Source organism: Paraburkholderia sp. RAU2J, assembly GCF_003634845.1.
Classification (GTDB): domain Bacteria; phylum Pseudomonadota; class Gammaproteobacteria; order Burkholderiales; family Burkholderiaceae; genus Paraburkholderia; species Paraburkholderia fynbosensis.
Genome location: NZ_RBXG01000002.1, coordinates 2,603,762 through 2,626,252, shown reverse-complemented (window position 1 = coordinate 2,626,252; position 22,491 = coordinate 2,603,762). Strand labels below are relative to the sequence as shown.

10 protein-coding genes are annotated in these 22,491 nt (G+C 62.6%); 4 read left to right on the top strand and 6 right to left on the bottom strand.

Features of this window, described 5'->3' with window-relative positions; genetic code table 11:
- Positions 1 to 184 precede the first annotated feature (184 nt).
- From B0G69_RS29285 to B0G69_RS29270, 4 genes are all read left to right on the top strand, one after another.
- Positions 185 to 1,213, top strand: a complete 1,029-nt coding sequence (locus tag B0G69_RS29285; protein ID WP_121323947.1) for a M14 family zinc carboxypeptidase — start codon at positions 185 to 187, stop codon at positions 1,211 to 1,213.
- Positions 1,210 to 2,007: an alpha/beta hydrolase gene (locus B0G69_RS29280; RefSeq protein ID WP_121323403.1), complete on the top strand. Its 798-nt coding sequence runs from the start codon at positions 1,210 to 1,212 to the stop codon at positions 2,005 to 2,007. The genes B0G69_RS29285 and B0G69_RS29280 overlap by 4 nt, the downstream gene beginning before the upstream one ends.
- A 157-nt stretch (positions 2,008 to 2,164) precedes the next feature.
- Positions 2,165 to 7,006, top strand: a complete 4,842-nt coding sequence (locus tag B0G69_RS29275; RefSeq protein WP_121323401.1) for an NAD-glutamate dehydrogenase — start codon at positions 2,165 to 2,167, stop codon at positions 7,004 to 7,006.
- 158 nt (positions 7,007 to 7,164) lie between these two features.
- Complete coding sequence (locus tag B0G69_RS29270) at positions 7,165 to 8,085, top strand: cation diffusion facilitator family transporter (protein WP_121323399.1); 921 nt, start codon at positions 7,165 to 7,167, stop codon at positions 8,083 to 8,085.
- 474 nt (positions 8,086 to 8,559) lie between these two features.
- On the opposite strand, the gene B0G69_RS29265 is transcribed toward B0G69_RS29270, so the two are convergent.
- From B0G69_RS29265 to B0G69_RS29240, 6 genes are all read right to left on the bottom strand, one after another.
- On the bottom strand, positions 8,560 to 9,144 hold the full coding sequence (locus tag B0G69_RS29265) for a hypothetical protein (RefSeq protein WP_121323397.1): 585 nt from the start codon (positions 9,142 to 9,144) through the stop codon (positions 8,560 to 8,562).
- Between the two features lie 222 nt (positions 9,145 to 9,366).
- Positions 9,367 to 11,121, bottom strand: a complete 1,755-nt coding sequence (locus tag B0G69_RS29260; RefSeq protein ID WP_121323395.1) for a ShlB/FhaC/HecB family hemolysin secretion/activation protein — start codon at positions 11,119 to 11,121, stop codon at positions 9,367 to 9,369.
- A gap of 72 nt (positions 11,122 to 11,193) precedes the next feature.
- Entirely contained in the window at positions 11,194 to 11,634 is a 441-nt protein-coding gene (locus B0G69_RS29255; RefSeq protein WP_147440786.1) for a hypothetical protein, read from the bottom strand.
- Positions 11,635 to 11,649: 15 nt separating this feature from the next.
- Entirely contained in the window at positions 11,650 to 12,609 is a 960-nt protein-coding gene (locus B0G69_RS29250) for a barstar family protein (protein WP_121323391.1), read from the bottom strand.
- A 253-nt stretch (positions 12,610 to 12,862) separates the two neighbouring features.
- Positions 12,863 to 13,162: a hypothetical protein gene (locus B0G69_RS29245; RefSeq protein ID WP_121323389.1), complete on the bottom strand. Its 300-nt coding sequence runs from the start codon at positions 13,160 to 13,162 to the stop codon at positions 12,863 to 12,865.
- A gap of 1 nt (position 13,163) precedes the next feature.
- On the bottom strand, positions 13,164 to 22,193 hold the full coding sequence (locus tag B0G69_RS29240; RefSeq protein WP_121323387.1) for a hemagglutinin repeat-containing protein: 9,030 nt from the start codon (positions 22,191 to 22,193) through the stop codon (positions 13,164 to 13,166).
- Positions 22,194 to 22,491 lie beyond the last annotated feature (298 nt).

Here is a 22,491-nt window from a genome sequence, read left to right as displayed (position 1 = left end):
GTGGTCCGGCCTGCCTGCGGGCATCTTTTGATGCTCCGGATTTGATACGATGCCTCTCGCGCCGCGGACGCCAGCGCGCACACGGAGATATCGATGCCAGGAACCAGGCAGGACATGCATGACCGGGCTGAAAGCCATGCCGGACAAGGCGCAGGCGTCCTTTGCGCAAGCTATCGATCGCGCCATGTATAGCCTCCTTCCCGACAGTTTCGCGGAATACGACGACCTCAAGTCGATCCTCGACCACGGCAGCGCGAGCTTCGAAATCGGCACGGTCTGCGAGACGACGGTGCGTGGCCGGCAATTCGCCGTTCACACCGCGAGCATCGGTTCGACCGATCCGCAGGCGCCCGCCATCGGCTTTTTCGGCGGCATTCACGGACTCGAGCGGATCGGCTCGCAACTCGTACTCGACTACATGCGCGCACTGCTCGCGCGGCTCGAATGGGACGAGTTGCTCGTACGCCAGTTGCAGTCGATCCGACTGATCTTCATGCCGATCGTCAACCCTGGCGGCATGTGGTCCGCCACCCGCGCAAATCCGAACGGCGTCGACCTGATGCGCAATGCGCCGCAGAACGCCGACGCCCGCGTGCCGCTGCTCGCTGGGGGGCAACGGCTCGGCCCATGGCTGCCGTGGTATCGCGGCCGCGACGGCGAGCCGATGGAGCCGGAAGCCGCCGCACTGCTGCATGTCGTCGCAACGCAACTGGCAGCGCGGCCTTTGAGCTTCGCGCTCGATTGCCACTCGGGTTACGGCTGGAGCGACAGCATCTGGTTTCCGTACGCGCGAACCCGTAAGTCGATGCCGCATTTGCCGGAGATGTACGTGTTGAAAACGATGTTCGAGCGTGCGCATCCGCATCACGGCTATACATTCGAACCGCAAAGCCACCAGTACCTGTTGCATGGCGATCTATGGGACTTCGCGTACGACCGCGCGCCCGCGCCCAACATCTTCCTGCCGATGACCCTCGAACTCGGCTCATGGCTCTGGATCAAAAAAAACCCGCGCCAGCTGTTTTCGCGTCAGGGCATGTTCAACCCGGTCAAGGCGCATCGCACCGCGCGCGTGTTGCGTCGTCATGCGAACCTGCTCGACTTTCTGGCGCGCGCGGCGTTTTCGTCGCAGCGCTGGTTGCCGCAAGGCAATCGCCGCGAGCAACTGCTGCAAAGCGCAATCGACCACTGGTACAAACCGGACGCCGTATGAGCGCGTGGATTCTGCTGCGCGGCCTGACGCGCGAAACGCGCCACTGGGGCCGCTTGCCCGATGCGCTGCGCGAGGCGGTCGGCGCTGGCCTGCTGCCGATCGATCTGCCCGGCAACGGCGCATTCGCGCACTTGCGCTCGCCGGCCTCGGTCGCGCAGATGGTCGGCTTCGTGCGCCGTGCTGCTTTGCACGCAGGCGTGCCCGGTCCGTATCGCGTGCTTGCGATGTCGCTTGGCGGGATGGTGGCGACGGACTGGGCGCAGCGGCATCCCGAGGAGATCGAACGGCTCGTGTTGATCAATACCAGCATGCGGCCATTCAGCCGCATGCATGAGCGGCTGCGGCCGTCGGCATGGCCCGGCGTGCTGAGTATCGCTTCGCACTGGAGCGACGCGCCGCGCGTCGAGCGCGGCATTCATCGGCTGACCTGCAATCGCGTCGACGATCTGGACGCGGATCTCGACGCATGGAGCGCGATTCGCCGCAGCGCGCCGGTGAGCCGCGGCAATGCGCTACGGCAGTTGTGGGCCGCCGCGCGCTTTACCGCTGCCGCTGCGGCACCGCGTGCTCCCATGCTGATCCTTTCTTCGCGGGCGGACAGACTGGTCGATCCGGCGTGCTCAGCAAAGCTCGCGGCGGCATGGGCTGTGCCGCGGCGCGAGCATCCGTGGGCCGGTCACGACCTGCCGCACGACGATCCCGGCTGGACAGCCGAACAGGTGCGCGCATGGCTCGACGCGGCGCAACCGCCCGAACACGCGCCCACGCGGGCCGTACCGAAACCCGTGCCTTAAGCGGCCGGCTGTGCAACTGCAGCATCCGTGACGTTCAGCGGGTATTACCTAACTGCGGTCGTCGCCGGATTCGGGGCGGCAGGCGCATAATTCCCCTTCGGACGACGCATGTGAATCACGCCTTACTCGCCATAGCCGCTAGCCGGGGGAGTCGATCATGCAAGCAAAGAACGAAGAAGCCGTTACGCACCTGCTGAACGATGTCGTCGAATTTGCGCGTGGGCGGCTGCCTGAGCCGACCTTCAAGATCGTCGAGCCCTTTCTGCGGCACTACTACGATTTCGTCGACGCCGACGATCTGCAAAGCCGCTCGATCGCCGATCTGTACGGTGCGGCGCTCGCGCACTGGCAAACCGCGCAGCGCTTCGTGCCAGGCGCCGAACGGCTGCGTGTCTATAACCCGATTCTCGAACAGCACGGCTGGCACTCGGATCACACCGTGATCGAGATCGTCAACGACGACATGCCGTTTCTCGTCGATTCCGTGTCGATGGCGGTGAACCGGCAGGGGCTCGCGCTGCATTCGGTCGTGCATCCGGTGTTTCGCATCTGGCGCGGCTCCGACGGCGGCATCGCACGAGTCAGCCAGGGCGCGGAAGAAGCCACCGATACGCGCTCGCATCTCACCTCGTTCATTCACTTCGAAGTGGACCGTTGCGGCGATGCCGCGAAACTCGACGCGCTGCGCGACGAAATCGCCGGCGTGCTGCGCGACGTGCGCGCGGCGGTCGAGGACTGGCCGAAAATCGTCGAACTCGCGCGCGTGACGATCAAGGGCATGAAGGCAGGCGAGGCGGGACCCGAAGGTGTCGAAGCGCGCGCGTTTCTCGAATGGATGATTGCAGATCATTTCACCTTCCTCGGCCAGCGCGACTACGAACTGGTGCAGATCGACAACGGCTACGGCCTGCGCGCGGTGCCGGGCTCCGGTCTCGGCATTCTGCGCGACGCGATGCGGCCCGCCGGCGCCGCCGAAGTCACCGCGTTGCCGGCGGCGGCGGCCGAGATCATCGCCAGTTCGTTGCCGATCTTTCTGACCAAGGCCAATTCGCGGGCCACCGTGCATCGGCCCGGCTATCTCGACTACGTAGGCATCAAGCTGACCGGCGCGGACGGCAAGGTGACCGGCGAGCGGCGCTTCATTGGCCTTTACACGTCCACCGCTTATTTCGTATCGGCTGCCGAGATTCCGATCGTGCGGCGCAAATGCGCGAATATCGTAAGACGCGCCGGTTTTCTGCCAAAAGGCCATCTGGCGAAATCGCTGGTGACGGTGCTCGAAACCTATCCGCGCGACGAACTGTTTCAGGCCGACGAAGACCAGCTCTACGAGATTGCGCTCGGCGTGCTGCGTTTGCAGGAGCATCAGCGCACGCGCCTGTTCGTGCGGCGCGACCGCTTCGATCGGTTCGTGTCGTGTCTCGTGTTCGTACCGCGCGACAAGTACAACACAGACCTGCGGCAACGCATCGCGAATCTGCTGGCCGCCGCGTTCAATGGCGAGAGCGTCGAATTCACGCCGCTGCTGTCGGAGTCGACACTCGCGCGGATTCACTTCGTCGTGCATGCGAAACCGGGCGGCATGCCCGATGTCGACACGCGCGAACTGGAGGCGCGGCTCGTGCAGGTCGCGCGCCGCTGGCAGGACGATCTCGCGGATGCATTGCTCGACGCGTACGGCGAAGAGCAGGGCAACCGTCTGCTGCAACACTATGCGGGCTCGTTTCCGGCTGGCTATCGCGATGATTACCCGGCGCGCACGGCAGTGCGAGATATCGAACTGATCGAACGCGTGCAGGGCAGCGAGCGGCTCGCGATGAACCTGTATCGCCCGATCGAAGCAGGCCCTCGCGCATTCCGCTTCAAGGTGTATCGCGCGGGGCAGCCGATCGCGCTGTCGCGCAGCTTGCCGATGCTCGAACATCTGGGCGTGCGGGTCGATGAAGAGCGGCCTTATCTGATCGAGGCGGCGGGCGCCACGCCCGCGTGGATTCACGACTTCGGCCTCGAACTCGCCGACGATGCGGAGTTCGATATCGAACGCGTGAAAGATTTGTTCGAAGAGGCGTTCGAGCGCGTGTGGACCGGGGCGATCGAAAGCGACGACTTCAATCGTCTCGTGCTGCGCGCACAGTTGAATGCGCGCGAGGTGACGATTCTGCGCGCGTATGCGAAGTACCTGCGCCAGGTCGGCTCGACGTTCAGCGACGCGTATATCGAGCGTGCGGTGACCGGCAATCCGGCCATTGCGCGGATGCTGGTCGAACTGTTCATCGCGCGCTTCAATCCGGTGTTTGGCGACACGCGCGAGGCGCGCGTCGACGGCTGGCTGCGCACGATCGACAGCGCGCTCGACCAGGTGCCCAATCTCGACGAGGACCGCATACTGCGCCAGTTTCTCGGCGTCATCAGGGCGACCAGGCGCACGAACTACTATCGCTTCGACGCCGATGGACGCCCCAAACCCTATCTGTCCTTCAAATTCGATCCCGCGCAAGTGCCCGGTTTGCCCGAGCCGAAACCGATGTTCGAGATCTGGGTGTATTCGCCGCGAGTGGAAGGCGTGCACCTGCGCGGCGGCCGCGTGGCGCGCGGCGGTTTGCGCTGGTCGGATCGGCGTGAGGACTTCCGCACGGAAGTGCTCGGCCTGATGAAGGCGCAGATGGTGAAGAACGTGGTGATCGTGCCGGTCGGCTCGAAGGGCGGCTTCGTCGTGAAGAATCCGCCGCCGCAGAGCGAGCGCGATGCGTGGATGCGCGAGGGCGTCGCGTGTTATCAGACTTTTTTGCGCGGCCTGCTCGATCTGACCGACAATCTCGCGGGCACCGACGTGGTGCCGCCACCCGACGTGGTGCGCCACGATCCGGACGATCCGTATCTGGTCGTCGCCGCCGACAAGGGCACGGCCACATTCTCCGACTACGCGAACGCGATCTCGCAGGAATACGGCTTCTGGCTCGACGACGCGTTTGCGTCGGGCGGCTCGGTCGGCTACGACCACAAGAAAATGGCGATCACCGCGCGCGGCGCATGGGAGTCGGTCAAGAGACACTTCCGCGAAATGGGCGTGGATACGCAGACGATGGACTTTACGGTAGTGGGTGTCGGCGATATGTCGGGCGACGTGTTCGGCAACGGCATGCTGCTGTCGCCGCATATCAAACTGGTGGCCGCGTTCGATCACCGGCATATCTTTCTCGACCCGAATCCCGATCCGGCGGCGAGCCTCGCCGAACGCGGGCGGCTCTTCATGCTCGACCGTTCGAGCTGGGCCGATTACGACCCATCGCTGATCTCCGCGGGTGGTGGCGTGTTTGCGCGCAGCGCCAAGACGATCCCGCTGTCGCCGGCGGTGCAGTCGGTGCTCGGCATCAGCGCGCCGGCGCTCGCGCCCGCCGAACTGATGCGCGCGATTTTGCAGGCGCCGGTCGATCTGCTTTATAACGGCGGCATCGGCACCTATGTGAAGGCGAGCCGCGAAACGCATCTGCAGGTAGGCGACCGCGCGAACGACGCGATCCGCGTGAACGGCGCCGATCTGCACTGCAAGGTGGTGGCCGAAGGCGGCAATCTCGGTCTGACGCAACTCGGGCGCATCGAATTCGCGCAGCGCGGCGGCCGCCTCAATACCGATGCAATCGATAATTCCGCTGGCGTGGACTGCTCGGACCATGAGGTCAACATCAAGATTCTGCTGGGCCTCGTGGTGGCCGATGGCGAGATGACCGAGAAACAGCGCAATGCGCTGCTCGCCGAAATGACCGACGAAGTCGGCCTGCTCGTCTTGCAGGACAACTACTATCAGACCCAGGCGTTGTCGATCGCGGGACGCTACGGTGTCGAACTGCTCGATGCCGAAGCACGGCTGATGCGCTACCTCGAACGCGCGGGGCGCCTGAATCGTGTGATCGAATTCCTGCCGACCGATGAGGAAGTCGCCGAACGGGCCGCCGCGAAACAGGGGCTCACCACGCCCGAGCGCGCGGTGCTGCTCGCGTACAGCAAGATGTGGCTATACGACGCGCTGCTCGATTCGTCGATGCCGGAAGATCCGCTCGTCAGCGACATGCTCGTCGAATACTTCCCGAAACCACTGCGGCAGCGCTTCAGCGTGCCGATGCAGCGTCACCCGTTGCGCCGCGAAATCCTCGCGACGCATCTGACCAACGCATTGGTCAACCGGGTCGGCTGCGAGTTCGTGCATCGGCTGATGGAAGAGACCGATGCGCGGCCCGGCGACATCGTGCGCGCGTGCATCATGGCGCGCGACGTGTTCGATCTCGACGACGTTTGGCGCAGCATCGACGCACTCGACAATCGCGTCGCCGACGACGTGCAGGCGCGCATGTTCGTCGAAGTCGCGCGGCTCGTCGAACGTTCGGCGCTGTGGTTTCTGCGGCATCTGCAATCCGGTGCGGTCGGCGATGACAACATGGCCGGCTTGCTCGCACGTTGCCGCGACGCGGCGCAGCGGCTCGCGCCGCAATGGCCGGCGCTGTTGCCGCCCGCCGATCTCGAAGCGCTGTCCGAACGCCAGCGCGTGCTGGTCGATGCGGGCGTGGACAGCGAACTGGCGGTGCGCATCGCGAGCGGCGAAATCTCGGCGGCGTTGCTCGACATTGCCGAAGTGGCGTCGACGTGCGGACGCAGTCTCGAACTGGTGGCGGGGGTGTATTTCGAACTCGGCACGCTGCTGAACTACGGTTGGATCAGCGAGCGCGCGGCTGCGTTGCCCGCGCCCTCGCACTGGGACATGCTTGCGCGCGCGACCGCGCTGGCCGAACTCGCACGGCTCAAACGCGCACTGACCACGAGCGCGCTGGCCGACGCGGACGACGCGTCGACGCCGGATGCGCTGGTGCGCGCATGGCGTGACAAGCGCGCCGCTCAGCTCGAACGCTATACGCGCCTGCTGACCGATCTGCGCGCGACAGGCGGCGCGAGTCTGTCGATGCTGCTGGTGATTGTGCGTGAAATGGCGGCGCTGGAGCGGGCCTAGCGGGCCGCGCGGCGCGCAGGCGGCGGGGACGCCGTCGAGTATGAGCAGGAGTGTGGCGCAAACAACGCCGGGGTTGGACGCATGCCGCCCGGCGTGTCCATAATACGGATTCTTGCTAACCGAAAGCACTCTGCAAACTCACGGCCCCCATCCCGACGATGAAAGAAGAATCGCCGAAAGCCATTTTCTACGCGCTCGCCGCCAACCTCGGCATCGCCATCTGCAAGTTCGCCGCGGCGTCGTTCACGGGCTCCGGTTCGATGTTCGCCGAAGCCATTCACTCGACCGCCGATTGCGGCAATCAACTGTTGCTGCTGTTCGGGCTGCGCCAGGCGCGCAGACCCGCGAGTCCGCTGCATCCGATGGGCCGTGGACGCGAAATCAACTTCTATTCGCTGCTCGTCGCGTTGCTCCTGTTCTTTGTTGGCGGCGCGTTTTCCGTGTATGAAGGCGTGCATCGACTGTTCACGCGCGAGCCGTTGCAGTTCGCGTATGTCGCGTTGGCGGTGCTTGGGGTGTCGGTGGTGCTCGAGGCGCTGTCGTTGTGGGGCGCGGTCAAGGAGATCCGCAAGAAGCATCCGGACAAGGGCATGTGGCGCTGGTTTCGCGAGACGCGCGAATCCGAACTGCTGGTCGTCGCGGGCGAGGATATCGCCGCTCTCGCCGGTCTCGCGATTGCGTTCGCTGCCGTGCTGCTCACGATGGTGACCGGCAATCCCGTTTGGGACGCGTTGGGCTCCGTCGGCGTCGGCTTGCTGCTGATGATGATCGCGTGGCTGGTGGCGCGCGAAGTGAAGTCGATGATCGTCGGCGAATCGGCGAGCCCGGAAGTGCGCGGCGCGATCGAAGCGCATCTGCGCGCGCGCGCCGAGATTCGCGGCATCGTCAATATGATTACGCTGCAATGGGGACGTCACGTGGTGGTGGCGGTGCAGGCGGAAATGATCGAGTACGCGAGCGGGCGGGCGATGGTCGATGCGATCAACGTGATCGAGGAGGATTTGCAGGCGACGTTTCCGCAGGTGCGCTGGGTGTTTTTCGAACCGGAAGTGGCGCGCAGCGAGGCGGCTGCTGCATGAAACGAAGCCGGCGGATTCCATGGTGGTTTCCGGCCGGCTTGGGTGCTTGAACTTACAGCAGCACGGCTTATTTGAAACCGGTCACGGCGTGCGGAACCTGTCGGCGCCCAGCGGCACTTTGGCGAAGTCATCGACGCAGGCGTGACGAGTGTCACGGCCAACGATGGGCAGATATACAGTCGCGCCTGTTCCTCGCCCTTGTGCAAATGATCCGCGCTCACGAGGATAGCTCGACCAAAAGCAGGCGTATCCGGTCGGCAGTCAGGCACCAGTGTGAGCTGGCTGACGGGTACGCGGCGGCGCGGCAAGCTGAACGCAGGCAGGAACCCGAGTTGGGTACGCTACAAGGGCGAACGCCGGACTTTCGGCAGCCGCCCATGCAGGGGCGACGACCTGCGACTCATATTCGACGAAGTCTTTCGCGGGGAGTAAGGGTAGCAAAATCTCGGGCGGTGGCTTTCCCCGCCCGGGCACCTACCGGCACTGCAACACGACGCCGCCGCCAATCCCCTGGCTATCCGGCAATGTGGCCGAGTAACCGACGGCAACCAGCGGCTGCGTCGCATCATGCCCCACGACCACCGACTGAACGGACAACTGCCCGGTCGTCGAGACACCATTCAACGGCGACTGCGAGTTCGTCAGCGCATATTGGGTATTCGCCAGATTGACCGACAGGCTCAGATCGTTGAGCGTGCGTGTGCCGAGATCGAGCGTGGCCGAAGCCATTCCGAGCGTACCGCCTGCGCTGCCGTCATTGCTTGCCACCGTGTCTGCGATCAATTGGGTACACGCGAGCGTACCGCTCGTCGCGGACAACGACAGCGGCGTGCCGACTGCATAGTGGACACCTTGCTGGCTCGCATAGGTATTGCCGTCCGTGTCCATGGCCTGGTTCCACCGGCCAATCGCCATATCGCTGCCGACGCTTTGGACCTCGGTCACCGCCCCGTGGGCGAGCCCAAGACAGTCGGTCGCCGCAGCCGATGATGCAAGCGTGGTAAACGCACCGCCTGTCTGCTGAACCTGGCTTGATGCGGGCGCGTCAGGCGCAGTCATGTTTCTGTTCTTCGAATATGCCACCGGCAAACTCGGCACAACCACTACAGCAAGTTGGCCATTGTTCGGCACCACCTGCGCGGCCGAACCCGAATAGGTAAAGTTGCCGTCCGGGCGGCACGCCGTTTGGGTTGACGCTTGCGGCGTCGAGGCAGCGTCGGGAGCGGAAGCCGCATCTGGTGAGGAAGCCGCTGACGCCGCTCATTGTCAACCAACCGCTTGTCAGAACTGCGCTGTTATCTGAAAGCCGAGCGTGACGCTCGGTGCAGGAAAACCGGACGGCGCATAGATCGGCGTACCGGCGGATACGTCGTAGCTGTATGCACCGAGGCGTGTCGGTACCGAACCCTTAACGCCGATAGCGGCGCCCGCGAGTTGCGTACCGGCGAGATAGGCGGCCGACGGCCCCCACAGGTGGCCGTAATCGAGGCCCGCATAGAGAACCTGCCCCGACTGCCCGAGCGGATACTGGAGTTCGTTGCGCCAGTAGAAACCCTTTTCCGCCGCGAGCATCGTCTGCCCGCTAAAACCGCGCACCGTGTAGCGGCTACCGATGGTCAGATCGTCGATATAGTTCAGCTCGTCGTTGGTGAACTGTCCGTGTACCGTACCGACATAACGAAGCGGCTGACCGGCTACCGCGAACGGGACAGAGAGGTTTGCGTCAAGCGTCGTCATCTTGAAGCGGTAGGTCGGGCCACCCGGCGTATCGGGCATCGCCCCGAGTCCACCGATACCCTGGCGGTAGGCGAGCGTACCGTCGAACTGCGCCGCGCCGAAGTAATGACGATTGGTTAGCCCCGCCTCGATAAACGTATTGTCCCGGTATTGCTGCGGTATTTCGGTATCCTCGATAAAGCTCGCGCCGAACCGCTTGATAAGCTGGAACTCGACGCCCGATACATCGTTCTGGCTACGATGGAGAACCCGCTCCAGTTTCAGGCCCGCCGTCTGCGCGTTGCCGCTCGATACGAACGTCTGGTTGACCCCTGCAACTTGCTGGTAGTACGTATTCGTATAGCCGTAGAGCGTGCCGGTCCAGTAGCCCCACGGCACGGCATACGAGGCGTTCCAGCCGTGCATACCGAGGTCGTGATTGCCGAACTGGAGATCCTGGTTGAAGCCCCCCGACAGTACGTCATTCAGGCCGAGGAGGTTGTACAGGCCGAGCGTCACGTTGCCGATATAACGACCCGTCTCATCCGTGCCCGAGTTGTCTGCCGAGACGACGAGCGACCATGGCTTTGAGCGCTTGACTGTCACGACGACGTCGCTCTCGCCGGGCGACGTACCGGGAATAATCTGCATGGTCGCGTCCTGCTTCGGTACGCGCTTCATCTGTTCGAGACCCTGCTCAAGGTCGCGCAACTGAAGCATGTCGCCATCCCGCGCGGGAAACGCGGATTTCAGCGTACCGCGCGTGGAAGGATCGGCAAACCGGATCGCCCGCACGACACCGGGCACCAGTGCAAGCTTCAGCGTGCCGGTCGACAGGTCCTGCTCAGGTAACAGAACGCGCGTCGTGATATAGCCACGACTGAGAATAGCCTGCTGCAATCCTTTCGTGAGCGCGTCGAGTCCCGCCTTGCCGACGCATTGGTTCTTGTAGTGGTTGAGCCATTCGCGGGCGAAGGCGAAGCGGTCGAGCGGCAACGCAGATGCGCCCTGTTTGCGCGCTGCATCCGGCAGCGTTGCGGGCACATCGAGCGCTAACGAATCAATGCGGAAGCATGGCGTTTCGGTTGGCAACTCGGGCCAGCCTGTGGCGCGCTCAACCGCCGAGCGCACAGACGGTGCATTAACGACCGCTTCGCGTTGCTGCGCGTGGCGCTGTTGCTGGGCCCGCTGATTCTGTTCGGCGTTGGCGCGGGCCGCTGCTGCAGTGTCGGCTGGTGTCGGGGTCGGCGTTTGCTGCCCGTAGGCGAGCGATACCACGGCTGTGAGCGGCAGCACCGCCAGCCATTTCTTATTTTCCATTGCTGATTAGATTTGTGGCCCGCCAAACGGACGAGGTTTACTTAGTTCCAGGCTACGAAGCCAAAGCGCTCTTTACAAGGTCAAAAACAGTGTTCCGTCAGCTACGCTTGCTCCTGCTTCATAAATTGCTTCAGTGGCTGCTTCAAAGCCATCCTGACCACCAGCAAAGCTCAGTGCGGCTAAGGCTCGCGCCTTTCCAAAATAATCACGGTACTCGCTGGTGAATCGCTCTCGATCTGCGGAATCTACTGCTTCGTCCGCCTGCTCTTTAAGCTGAAAATAGTATTCATCCAATTGGTCCGTCAATGCGCCGAGCCGATCTTTCAAGTCATGCGAATAACGCTTCCCCTGGCGAAGCATATCCAGCGCCTCATTTGCGTTCGCCTCGTTCAGTCCATTGGAAGAAGCTGCGTATTCACAAACTCGGAGGCATGGCGTCTGAAGGTGCGACTCGTCTGCCAATTTGAGCGAACTGAACATATCGGGTGCGAGTTGCTGTAGGTGGTGGTTCATTTGCGCAAATCACACTTATCGACGAAGTACCTCTTCAACGGCTTCTCTGTCTGTTTCCTTGAATACCACCTCGAAACGATGTGCTTCTTCTGGCGACCAATCCAGAACAGAATCGCGCAACACGCGTAGGTAGATCTGCAATTCTCGTTCTGGCAACGCCGGCAGATCATCGTGAACTAACACAATGTTGCGCTCTGCGATCCAACTAAAGTCTCGCAAGCAATCAAACAGCGCGTCCCAGTTGGAACCGAAATATGCTGGGAATGCGAGTGCCGAAGCGAGTGCCTCAAGCAAGGTACTCTTCATGCCGATCGCGTGCGGCATCACGGCAACAAACGCCTCCCTTCGAAGGCTCGGGTCTGGCGCCGCCTCGTAACGAAACGGACTTGATTTAGTCATAGCGATCACTTTTGGACAGGAATGAATGTTTTGTAGTTGGTCTGGCATGTAATACGTCTCACCGTTTTGCCCCGTCACGATTCGCTGGGGCCCAACTCCCGTTACTCCCGGGGTAGGAACAACATATTCAGTGTAGTAGCCGGAAGGCTTTGGCGGGAGTATTCCTTCGTTATTGTTGAACGTTGTAGAGTCATTACGCGAAGAGTATTTTGTACCGCTGGCGATTCGATCCAGTGTCGGTTGTACGTTGACGACGCCTTCATAAACATTCCCTGTAGCGCGATCTGTGACCGTAGCGCCCCCAATCATCGCAGCGGAACCGCTAGTACCATTGACCTTCGCGCCACCTCCAGCCGCTGCTGCCGCTGCCAGTGAGGTCGTCGGCAACGAGCTGGCGGGCTCGCCTTGCGGAGTCATCGCGGAACCCTGGCCCAGCATTGCGCGTTCGCGGGCCGCCTGCTGCTGAAGTTCCCGTGCTTCCTTCTGCGCTTCGGTCTCGTTCTTGTCGTTCGCCTGGTTTGTACAGATTGACGCCTGACGCTGTGGCGGCCCCGACAGTCCCGCCGACCAGCGCACCGCCGAGACCGGACAGAATGTTTCCGGCGAGGTTTCCGATCAGCGACGAGCCGGTCGCGTCAGACACCGCATCCCTGACACCCTTTGTCTGGTCTGCGAGCTTTGATGACAGCCCCGCGCCAGCAGCACGCCTACCGCCGTAAACACGCTAATATCGCCGATGCCACCGATCAATGCGCCGCCTCCTGCCTGAAGTATTGCACGCGAGTCGCCGCCTTCTTTCCAAACCCGGCTCAATGCCGGTTTTGTTTTGTTACTGCTTCTTCTGGCGCAAGATCTCGCACAGATTGGCGACTAGCTCTTCAGCATCTCTCTTGTAACGTTCGTTCCACGCTGCCGTCCAATCGCTCGGATTTCCTGCGGATTCCCACTCCGATAATGCCAGGGCATTAACTACCTCAAGCTCAAACCAACAGGCGTTATAAGCAGATTTCTGCTGCTCATCTTGCTCACCATTGTCATGCAACATCTCCGATTCTTGAACGAAACGTGCATATTCAAGATGGTCCCTTGTTGCTGTTTTAGCGCGCTCAAGTATATCGATAGCTCGCATGTCATTTCCCGTACTTGACTGTAATCACTTTGCCTTCGCTATTCGTAACCACCGAAACATTATTGACCGAATCATAGAACACTGTCGTGCCTCCACGGCTTGGCGTTGGCACGCCATTTTCGATCGTGTTCTGTATGACCGATGGGGTTAGCCCTCGATCCTGCATACGATCGAATGCGTGGCCCGCGTAGTCTGTGCCATCGACGGCTCCCGGCGTGTTTCGCGTAGGCTGATATGTTGGATTCTTCGGTTGATTGAACTGGGTAGATTTGCTACCCATAGGAAGCGACGCCTCGGAGTTGTCGCTGGTTGATGCCTGAGCATTATCTCCACCACTACTCAGCGTCGTATTACCGGGCCCATGCCCCGGCACCGCAATACCCGGCGAAACCGGCACTGGCCCCTCAGGGGTCATCGCATAGGCTGGAGGTGTCACGACCGCTCCCGCAGTGCCAGACGGCGTATTGCCGCCATCATTGGCTTGCACAAGTGGATTCGCGTCGGCGGGCGGCTGCTGGCCAGAAGGTGACGGAATGAAGCTGTTCAGCGCATGATTCAATGCGCCGAGCGGGTCTGTCGCCGTGGACACGAGCGCATTGCCCAGTCTGTCCAGAAACTGACTTCCCGTGCCGCCCGTACTATCGCCGTTGCCAGTGCTCCGATTGTACAGATCGGCATTCGACGCCGTGAACGCACCAGCGTTTCCGCCGACTAGCGCACCACCCATACCAGCCAGCACGTTCGACGTCACATTGCCCAGCGTCATTGAACCCGTGCTGTCACCAATCGAATCAGCCAGCCCGTTCAGCTTGCCAGCAAACGCCGCCGACACTCCCGCGCCTGCTGCACCCTGGAGGGCTGTTCCGATGCCACCACCGCCAAGCCCAGCCATCAACGCCCCACCCACTACGTGCAGCAGCACCCGATCCGTCCCACCCTCATCCCATGCTGCTGCCGTTTCCAAATTTCCAGTTTTCAGCGCGGCTTCCTCCTTCTTGTCGGCATACAGGCCTATACCCTGAGCCACTACTTGGCCCGCCGCCTGTGCGGCTTCCATCGTATCGGCCTGCTGCGAGAGGAGGTTATTCACGTCCGGCGTTGCCGACACCGTCCCGTTGGTGTTCGTCGTGTCGCGGCTCAGGTTCGCAACGTCCTGCGTCTGCTCGGCCTGGTTCGTAATATTGATCGAGCCCGCGCTTATCGCGCTGCGCGTCGTCGAGCTCTGGTCGCCGTTGTCGTTCTGCGAAATCATCGGCGATACGCCGCCCGAGCCGCTAACCGAGCCAGGACCGAGAGCCTTGCCCGTATTACCAACGCCCACACCCGCGCTGATGCCATTGCTCGACGCGCTGTAATGCGACTGGTTCTGGATATCGCTATAGGTCAGCGTACCGGTGGTCAGGCTGTTCTGCGACGGATCGGCGGTACTTGAAATCACCGCGCCCGTGAGGTTCGTATTGCCCTTGACGTTGACATCGAAGCGACCGTTGCCCGCCTGAATACCCGCCTGTTCGTTGACCTGGGCGTAGTTGCTGTCCGCGTGGCCGTTCTGCGCGCTGAAGCTCGCGCTGCCGCCGCCCTGGCTGATGCTGGAGCCACCGCCCGCGCTGCTCTGGTGCGCGGTACTGACGGTCGTATCCTGCACGCTCTGGATATTCAGGTTGCCGCCGACGCTCGCCGTTACCTGGCCGCCGCTGACCTGCGAGCCGATGATGTTGGTATCGCCGCCCGAAACGACGTTAACGCTGTTCGTGCCGCTTACGTGCGAGGCGTTCTGCATCGCCGCGTCACTGTTCCCATCGCCGTGCGCGTTTGCCATCGAGGCCGAGACGCCAAACCCCTGGCCAAGGACATAGGACACGCCGACGCTCGCGCTACTCGATTTGTTCGTGCTGGTGGTCGTGTCGGTGTCCGTCGTATTGACGATGTTCACCTGATTCTTCGCGGCGAGCAGTACATCGTTCGCGCTGACGTTCGAACCGGCGATGGTCACGTTGCCGCTGCCGGGCGTGCCCGCATTGTCACCGCCCCCGGTTGCCACGAACGCGGCGGTGCCGCCTGCCTGGACGTTCGAGCCAACCTGCGTCGTCTGGTCCTCGGTAAACGTATTCTTGCTCTGGCTCGAACCGAAGCTCAACTTCACGCCGATGGAGGGCGGCTGACCCGGTGACGCGCCGGCCACACCAGCGGCGGCGATACCCGCATCGCCGACCGCGGCAATCGCGTGCAGCGCCTCGGCGCGACCATTACTGTTGCCGCTCGCGAGCGCCTGCCCCTGCGATACCGCGCCGTTGATCGCATCCCCGATGCTGCCCGCCAGCCCCAGCGTGAAACCGCTTTGCTTCGTTTCCTGGGTATCGTCCTGATGCGAGGTGTTGGTAGCCGCATCGATGATCACGTTGGCCGCCGTGCCCGTGACATTCTGGGCTGCCACGAGATCGCTGCCCGTTACGTGCAGGGTGTCGCCCGCCTGAATCGAGAGGTTGCCGTTCGTGCTGCCCACGAGGCTGCCGTTGTTCGTCACGCTGCTGTCGTGCGTCGTCTCCTTCGTGTCGCTGGTGCCGTAGTTGAGGCTGAATCCACCACCACTCATCGCGCCGAAGCCCGACTTCTTTTCCTCGTAGGACGAACTGCTCTGACTCGTATCCTGCGTCGTGGTGATATTCACGTCATGTACGGCGCTCAGTGATACATCGTTCGTCCCGACGATCGTGCTGCCCGCGACGTTGATGTCCTTGCCGCTTGAGATCGACACGCCGTCTGCCGAAATCATGCTGCCCTGCGAAAGCGTCGTCGTCGTATCGCTCGAACTCGAGACTTCCTTGCCGCTCACCACGTTGCTATGGCTGTGCTGCTCCTGGAAATTGTCGACATAGGTCGCGCTGGCTGCGCCGATATTGACGTTGTTCGCTGCCGCGAGCGTTGCTGTCCCCTGGTCGAGGTTGATCGTGCTGCCAATGACGTTGATATCGTTGCCCGATGCGACGGTCAGCGAATTGCCGGAATTGAGCGTCGTCCCCGTCAGCGTATCGGCGGAGGTGTGCTGCGAATCCGAATAGCTGCCGTGACTGTCGCTGCCCGAGCTGTTGCTGTCGACGGTCGAGGTCGCCTTCGCCGCCTGGAGCGTGACGTCGCCGTTCGCTGCAATCGTCCCGCCGCCGCCGAGATTGATAGTCGCGCCCGTCGCGGTCAGGTTGCCGCCCACGCCGATCTGCGAGACGCCGCCCACCTTGACGGAACTGCCGGTCGTCTGGTTGACGTCGGTATTCGACACGCCATTCGCGCCCGCGACCACCTTGTGCTCGCCGGTCTGCACCGAGCCGAGATCGTAGTTGCCGCCCACGGCCATGCCGAGGTTGCCGCCCACATTCAGGTTGCCCCCGTTCTGCTCGACGTTGCCGCCCGTCACAATCGCCGCGTTGCCCGTTACGTTGAGGTTCGCGATGGGCCCAAGCGTCGTCGTGGTCCGTGTCGCGCCCGTCGCGCTGACCTGGTTGACGGTATTCGCCGCGGTATTGAGGATCAGGTCGCCGCCCGCGTTCAGCGCGAGGCTCCCGGCGTTCACGGTGGCCGAGGTCAGGTCGACATTGCCCGTCGTCGCCAGCGACATGAGGCCGCCGCTTTGCAACGTACCGAACGCGTTGGTGATCTGCTGGCCCTGAATCGAGAGCGTATTGCTCGCCTGCACCGTACCGCTGTTATTGAAGGTCTGCGCGTTCTGCAGGTCGATGTCGGTCGCCGCGATAAGCGGCCCATTCATGTCCTGCTGGCTGGCCTTCGCGAGATAGACGACCGGCACGAGGACGGACTGCCCGTCGACGATCTCGGTCTGCATGATGACGACGTTGCTCGTCAGTGCCGCAACCTGCTCGGGCGAGAGCGCCATGCCGAGCGGCAGGTTAAGGGACTCGGTGAGCGACGCACCCGCCGCCATCAGCGCTTCATACATCGACTGGACGTCGGTATAGGGGCCGAGGACGGCCTTGCCGGTCAGCGAGGTAATCTCGTTCTGTACGAGCTGCTGCTCGTACAGGCCGTCGCCGAGGCGCTTTTCGACGCTCTGCGGATTGAGGCCGAGCTGCTGGAGATAGTAGTCGCTTGAGATAAACGATTTCTGGCTGGTGAAGGCCGGATTCGTCTCGATCAGGTACGGCGCGTTCGGCGCGGTATCCGGTCTGAACAGGCCACCCTGGGGAATCGTCAGGTTGCTCAGGACATTGACCGCCGTCGCGCTCGCGATGACGGGATTCACGAGCCCCGAGCCACCGTTGACCGAAGCCGCTCCGCCTTTCGACCCGCCCGCGCTGCCGCTGACGCCGCCGACGGTCACTCCACCCAGCGACTGGCCGGGGACAAGACCGAGCGAAGGAACGCCCGCATTGCCGGCCGTATTGTTGATATTGACGCCCGTACCGGAAAGCGTACCGCCCGCGACGAAGCTCGACTCGTAGCTCGGGAGTGCGTAGGAGCGGATATCGGCGGGTGCCACCTGGTAGCCGCCCGGATTGGAACCGACAAACGGCGCGTTACCGAACGGCAAGGTCCAGTTGTGCTCGGAGTTGTCATAGTTGTTGTAGTGATAGTAGCCCGAGTAGGTGACCTGTACCTCGGGCGCGGTCTGCCCCTGCCAGCTATTCTGGTCGAGCGTAACGGTCGCGGCAATGTTGCCGACTGCCGCGACCGCGCTCCAGTCGTTCTGGAACAGCCCCACTTTCGACGCGTCAAGGTTGCCGCCCGCAATGATCTGCGCCTGTGGGCTGATGGACGCAATCAGGTTCGCCACCGCCTCGCCCGTATAGGTCGTGTACTGGTAGCCGCTATTCCACTGGCCGGTGTGCGGCGGCACCGTGTACACACCGCCAATCATAGTCAGGAAAGCCGGGTTGTCGGGAGTGGACCAGCCCACATCCTGACCCGAGCAGGCGGCCATGTTGATCGCAGTACACCCGGACAGACTGATGCCGAGTTGGGCCAACAGGTCAGGGTCGACCGGCTGATTCAGACCCGTCGTGGTCATCGTCGTCCGCGTATTCGTGACCTGATTGGCGTCGAGCGTCATGTCACCTGCCGACTGGATCAGCGCCGACTGGTTGCGGATAAGGTTCGCGTTCGTATAGTTGCCGTTCGCATCCTTGCCGCCCGCCAGCACGACCTTACCGAGACCATAAATCGCGGTCGTCGCCTGCGTATCGGTCGTCGTGGTGTCGTCTCGGTTCTCGATATCGGGGGCGAGCAGTTCCAGTGTCCCGCTGCTGTCCGTCGCACCGATCAGCGCGGTCGGCCCGACATTCGTGATTGATTGCGCTGCGTTGAGCGAGACGCTGCCGCCAACAATCGCCCCCGTATTCTCCAGCGTGTTCGAGTGCGTGGTGAGCGTGCCGCCGGCCATCATCGCGCCACTGTTGGAGATATCGCCCGCGTTGATGCCGAGGTTGTTGACCGCCGCCAGCGTGGCGCCGTTGCTGAACGTACCGGGAAGGGTAAAGGTCAGGTCGTGACCGGCACTGAATTGGAGATCCGGGGTGGGCGCGAAGTCGCCCTGAACGCTTATCGCTACGTCGTTAGCCGCGCTATATGCACCGCCGCCCGTCAGCGCTGCCGCGTTCACGGTGAGGTCATGGGTCGCGCCGATCTGCCCGTTCGTATTCGTGATCGCGCCGGTCGTCGTGATCGCAACGTCACCGGTCGGACCGGCGAAACTACCGATCTCGCCGTTGCTGTTGTCGACGGTATTCGCCTGTACGTCGACGCTCCCGCCGCTGACCTGGCCGCCCTGCGTGTTGGAGAGCACTGACGTATCAACGGTGACGTTGCCGTTACCCGTAATGACGCCGCCGCTATTGATGGTCTGGCTGCCGCCCCGTACGGTCGTATTTCCCGTACCGAGGTTACTCACAAGACCACCCGTATTGTCGACGGACGCGGCCTGAACGCCGAGCGTACTCGCATCACCCGCAGCGCCCGTACCGGACTGGATCTGTCCGTTCGTGTTTGTCAGCGCGCCGCCGCTCGCGAGCGAAAGGGACCCGAGCGAGCGTACCGCTCCTTGCGTATTGTCGATATTGCCCGCGACGTTCGCTGCGATATTGCCTTGTGCAGCGAGGACACCGCCCGCATTGTCGAGGCTCGCGGCCTGTGCGGCAATCTGTCCGGCAGTGATGATTTTCCCGCCGACGTTTGATACGGAGCCCGAACCGTTGCCCGGCGCAATCGTCAGGGTCCCCGTTCCGGCGGCGAGGATCGTACCGCCGTCGTTGTTGAGGGTAGCCGGGGCGAGCGTCAGGTCCGTGCTGTTCGTCTGGATCGTGCCGCCGTTCGAGTTGTCGAGCGTATGGCTGACGTTGACGCTCATGGGCGACGCGCCGTACTGCGTGATCGTCCCGCCGCGATTGAGGAGATCCGTCGCGCCCAGCGCGAGCTGGTTCGCCTCGATATCGCCACCGCTATTGTCTAGCGTGGAGCCGACTGCGAGCGCCAGATTCGGCGCGACGATCGAGCCGCCGCTATTGGTCATCGGCCCGCTCTGGATCGTCCCGTTCGAGGCTGCGCCGACCTCGCCGCCGTTGTTGTTCAGCGTGCCGCTCGCGAGGCTCAGGTCCGCATTCGAGAGCAGCTTGCCGTTCGTGTTGTCGAGCGCTCCACCAACCGTCGCGGTTAGCCCGGTTTGGCCGAGTACCAGACCCGCAGCATTGTTGAACGAGCTGCCCTCGGCTACGACCTTGCCGTTGCTCTCGATGGTCCCGTTCGCGTTCGAGATTGACCCCGCGCCGTTGCCCGCGTCAAGCGTCAGCGTCCCGGTGCCTGCGTGAACAATGGTCCCGCCGTCGTTGTCGAGCGTAGCGGGTGTGAGGCTAAGGTCCGTGCTGTTCGTCTGGATCGTGCCGCCCGCCGAATTGTCGAGGGTGGACGATACCGCGACGGTCATCGGGCCGCTGCCCGTTTGCGTAATCGTTCCCGCATGATTGACGAGGTTTGCCGCGTTGAGCGAGACCTGCGCGGCCTGCGTCGTGCCCGAGCTGTTGTCGAGCGTTGTCGCGCTCTCCGTAACCGCCTGACCTGCCGTAATCGACCCGCCGCTGTTGGTCAGATGCGAACCGGCATTAACCGTCGTATTGCCCGATGCGCCGAGCGAGCCGCCGCTATTGTCGACCGATTGCCCGGTCACCTGAAGGTTCGTCTGCGCCGACACCACGCCATGGTTGGCAATGCTCGCGCCTTGCAGCGTGACGGCGCCATTGCCGCCGATAACGCCGCCCTGAGCGCCGGTCGCGGTCGTCCCCGCCGCGTTCACAAGCTGGCCCGTCGTCGTGACCGACAGGCCGTCGCCGTTCAGTGACGTAATGCGGCCTGCGGTATTGTCGAGTGACGCCCCAGACACCGACATGCCCGCCGCGCTCTGCATCGTCCCCTGGTTGTTCGCGATGGCGCCGCCGCTTACCTGCATCGCGCCTTGCGAGACAATCGAGCCGCCCTGGTTTGCAACCTGGCCGGACGCCTGCGCGACGAGCGGGCCTTGCGCCGAAATGTCACCGTCCTGGTTCGACAGGTTGCCCGCGTTGAGCGTGACGCCGCCACCCGTCAGCGAGCCGTTGTCGTTGTCAAGCGTACCCGCTGCATTCGCCACGACCGAGCCGCCTGCGCTCGTCGTCGCGCCCGCGAGGTTCAGGTCGCCTGTGGTTGCCGTCAGCGATACATTACCGTTCGCCGCCGTCTCGCTACCCGCGAGATTGACGCCGCTACCCGAGAGCGACGCATTGCGGCCCGCCACGTTCTCGCCGGTCGCGTTCAACTGGCCGCCCGTCGCAACATTGAGGTCGCCCGAGCTACCGACCGAGCCATCGTTGTTGACGCCTGCGCCGAGGGTACCGGTTGAATCAACGGACGCGGCATTGACCGTCGTATTCTGCTGCGCCGCAAGCGTACCGCTATTGGTCAGCGCGCCCGCCGCGCCGAGGGTAGTATTCTGCTGCGCGTAGACGGTACCGCTGTTTGCGACGCTTGCCGCGTTGATACCGATGTTGCCGCTCGCGGTCATCTTGCCCGACTGGACGAGCTGACCCGAAGTCGTCAGCGTGAGGTTGCCAGCCTGCGCGGCAATCGTACCGGCGTTCGCTACCCCGACACCATTCTCGTTGCCCACCAGAGTGATGCGGTTGGCGTACATACCGCCGAGCTGCGCGACGTCGATAGAGACGGCGGGCGCGGGTCCGCTGCCCGCGATGGGCGTCGGCGTCAGGCTCGCGTAGTCGATATTGTTCGAGCCGGCCGTCACGTTCAGCGTATTGGCGTAAATCGCTGCATTAGCCTGCACGGCGCGCGCCAGTAAATCCACCTCGTCGATATTCGTAGCGTTGAGGCCCGCGCCCTGAACGGTAATCGTGCCGCCAGTCACGCTAAAACCGGTGAGGTCGCCGTTACCGTCAATAAGCGGATTGCCGGTCGTTAAGGTCCCTCTGGACGTATTAATGAAGCCGCCGCCGTCAATGACCAGGCCCGAGGAATTTGCGATCACGACAGCCGCGGTTTTCTGGCCCGCGACTTCGACATAACCTCTCAGTTGTGAGGGGCTGTTGCTGTTCACCTGATTGACGATAATCTTCGCGGCGTCGTTCGGTGCGAAATTCGGATTACCGGATATCTGGCCTGCGAGTTGAGTGTTCGTATTAACCGGCGAATTGTTGAGAATCGCGCCGCCAGACGATACGTCAAACTGTGAATATGTGTTAAGTGATACGCCAGCGCCCGACGGCTTTTTAACGTTAACTTGAGGCAGGCCATTTGCCGTACTGATGACGTTCGGCGCGTGCGCGCCGGACGGCACGATCTGCGCGTCTGCGAGAACGGGAGCCAGTCCGAAGATTGCCAGTGCGGCGAACGCTACGTGACGCATGGCGAAAAGCGTAATCGGTCGACGCGAGGACGACGGCCCGGTTTCTCCATGACTCGTGCTATGCCCGATTGCGGTTTCTGCGACCGCGACGAGCATTCCCCGCAGCTTGCTAAACACAAGCCGGTAACAATGGTTATTCATTGCTTGTACTCGTAATGCTGAATGAAGCCCCGCGCAACGCGAAGCGTTTTCCAATCGGTTTACAACGACGCAAGGCCACGACGGCAGATCGGGCGCCGCTTCTAGATTCAACTTGAGCGTTTGGGTGACGAGACTATCAGACTGATTTCGGAATCACCATCAGATAAAAGTGAATTAATGTTGATTTGACAATTCCTGATAATTTCGGTCACTCTACTTAATGCGCGCTCGATTATTTTCCGGCCCACTAATGGTCAAGAGTCGTCGGTATTGGAGATAAATCAGGATCGGGCGGCGT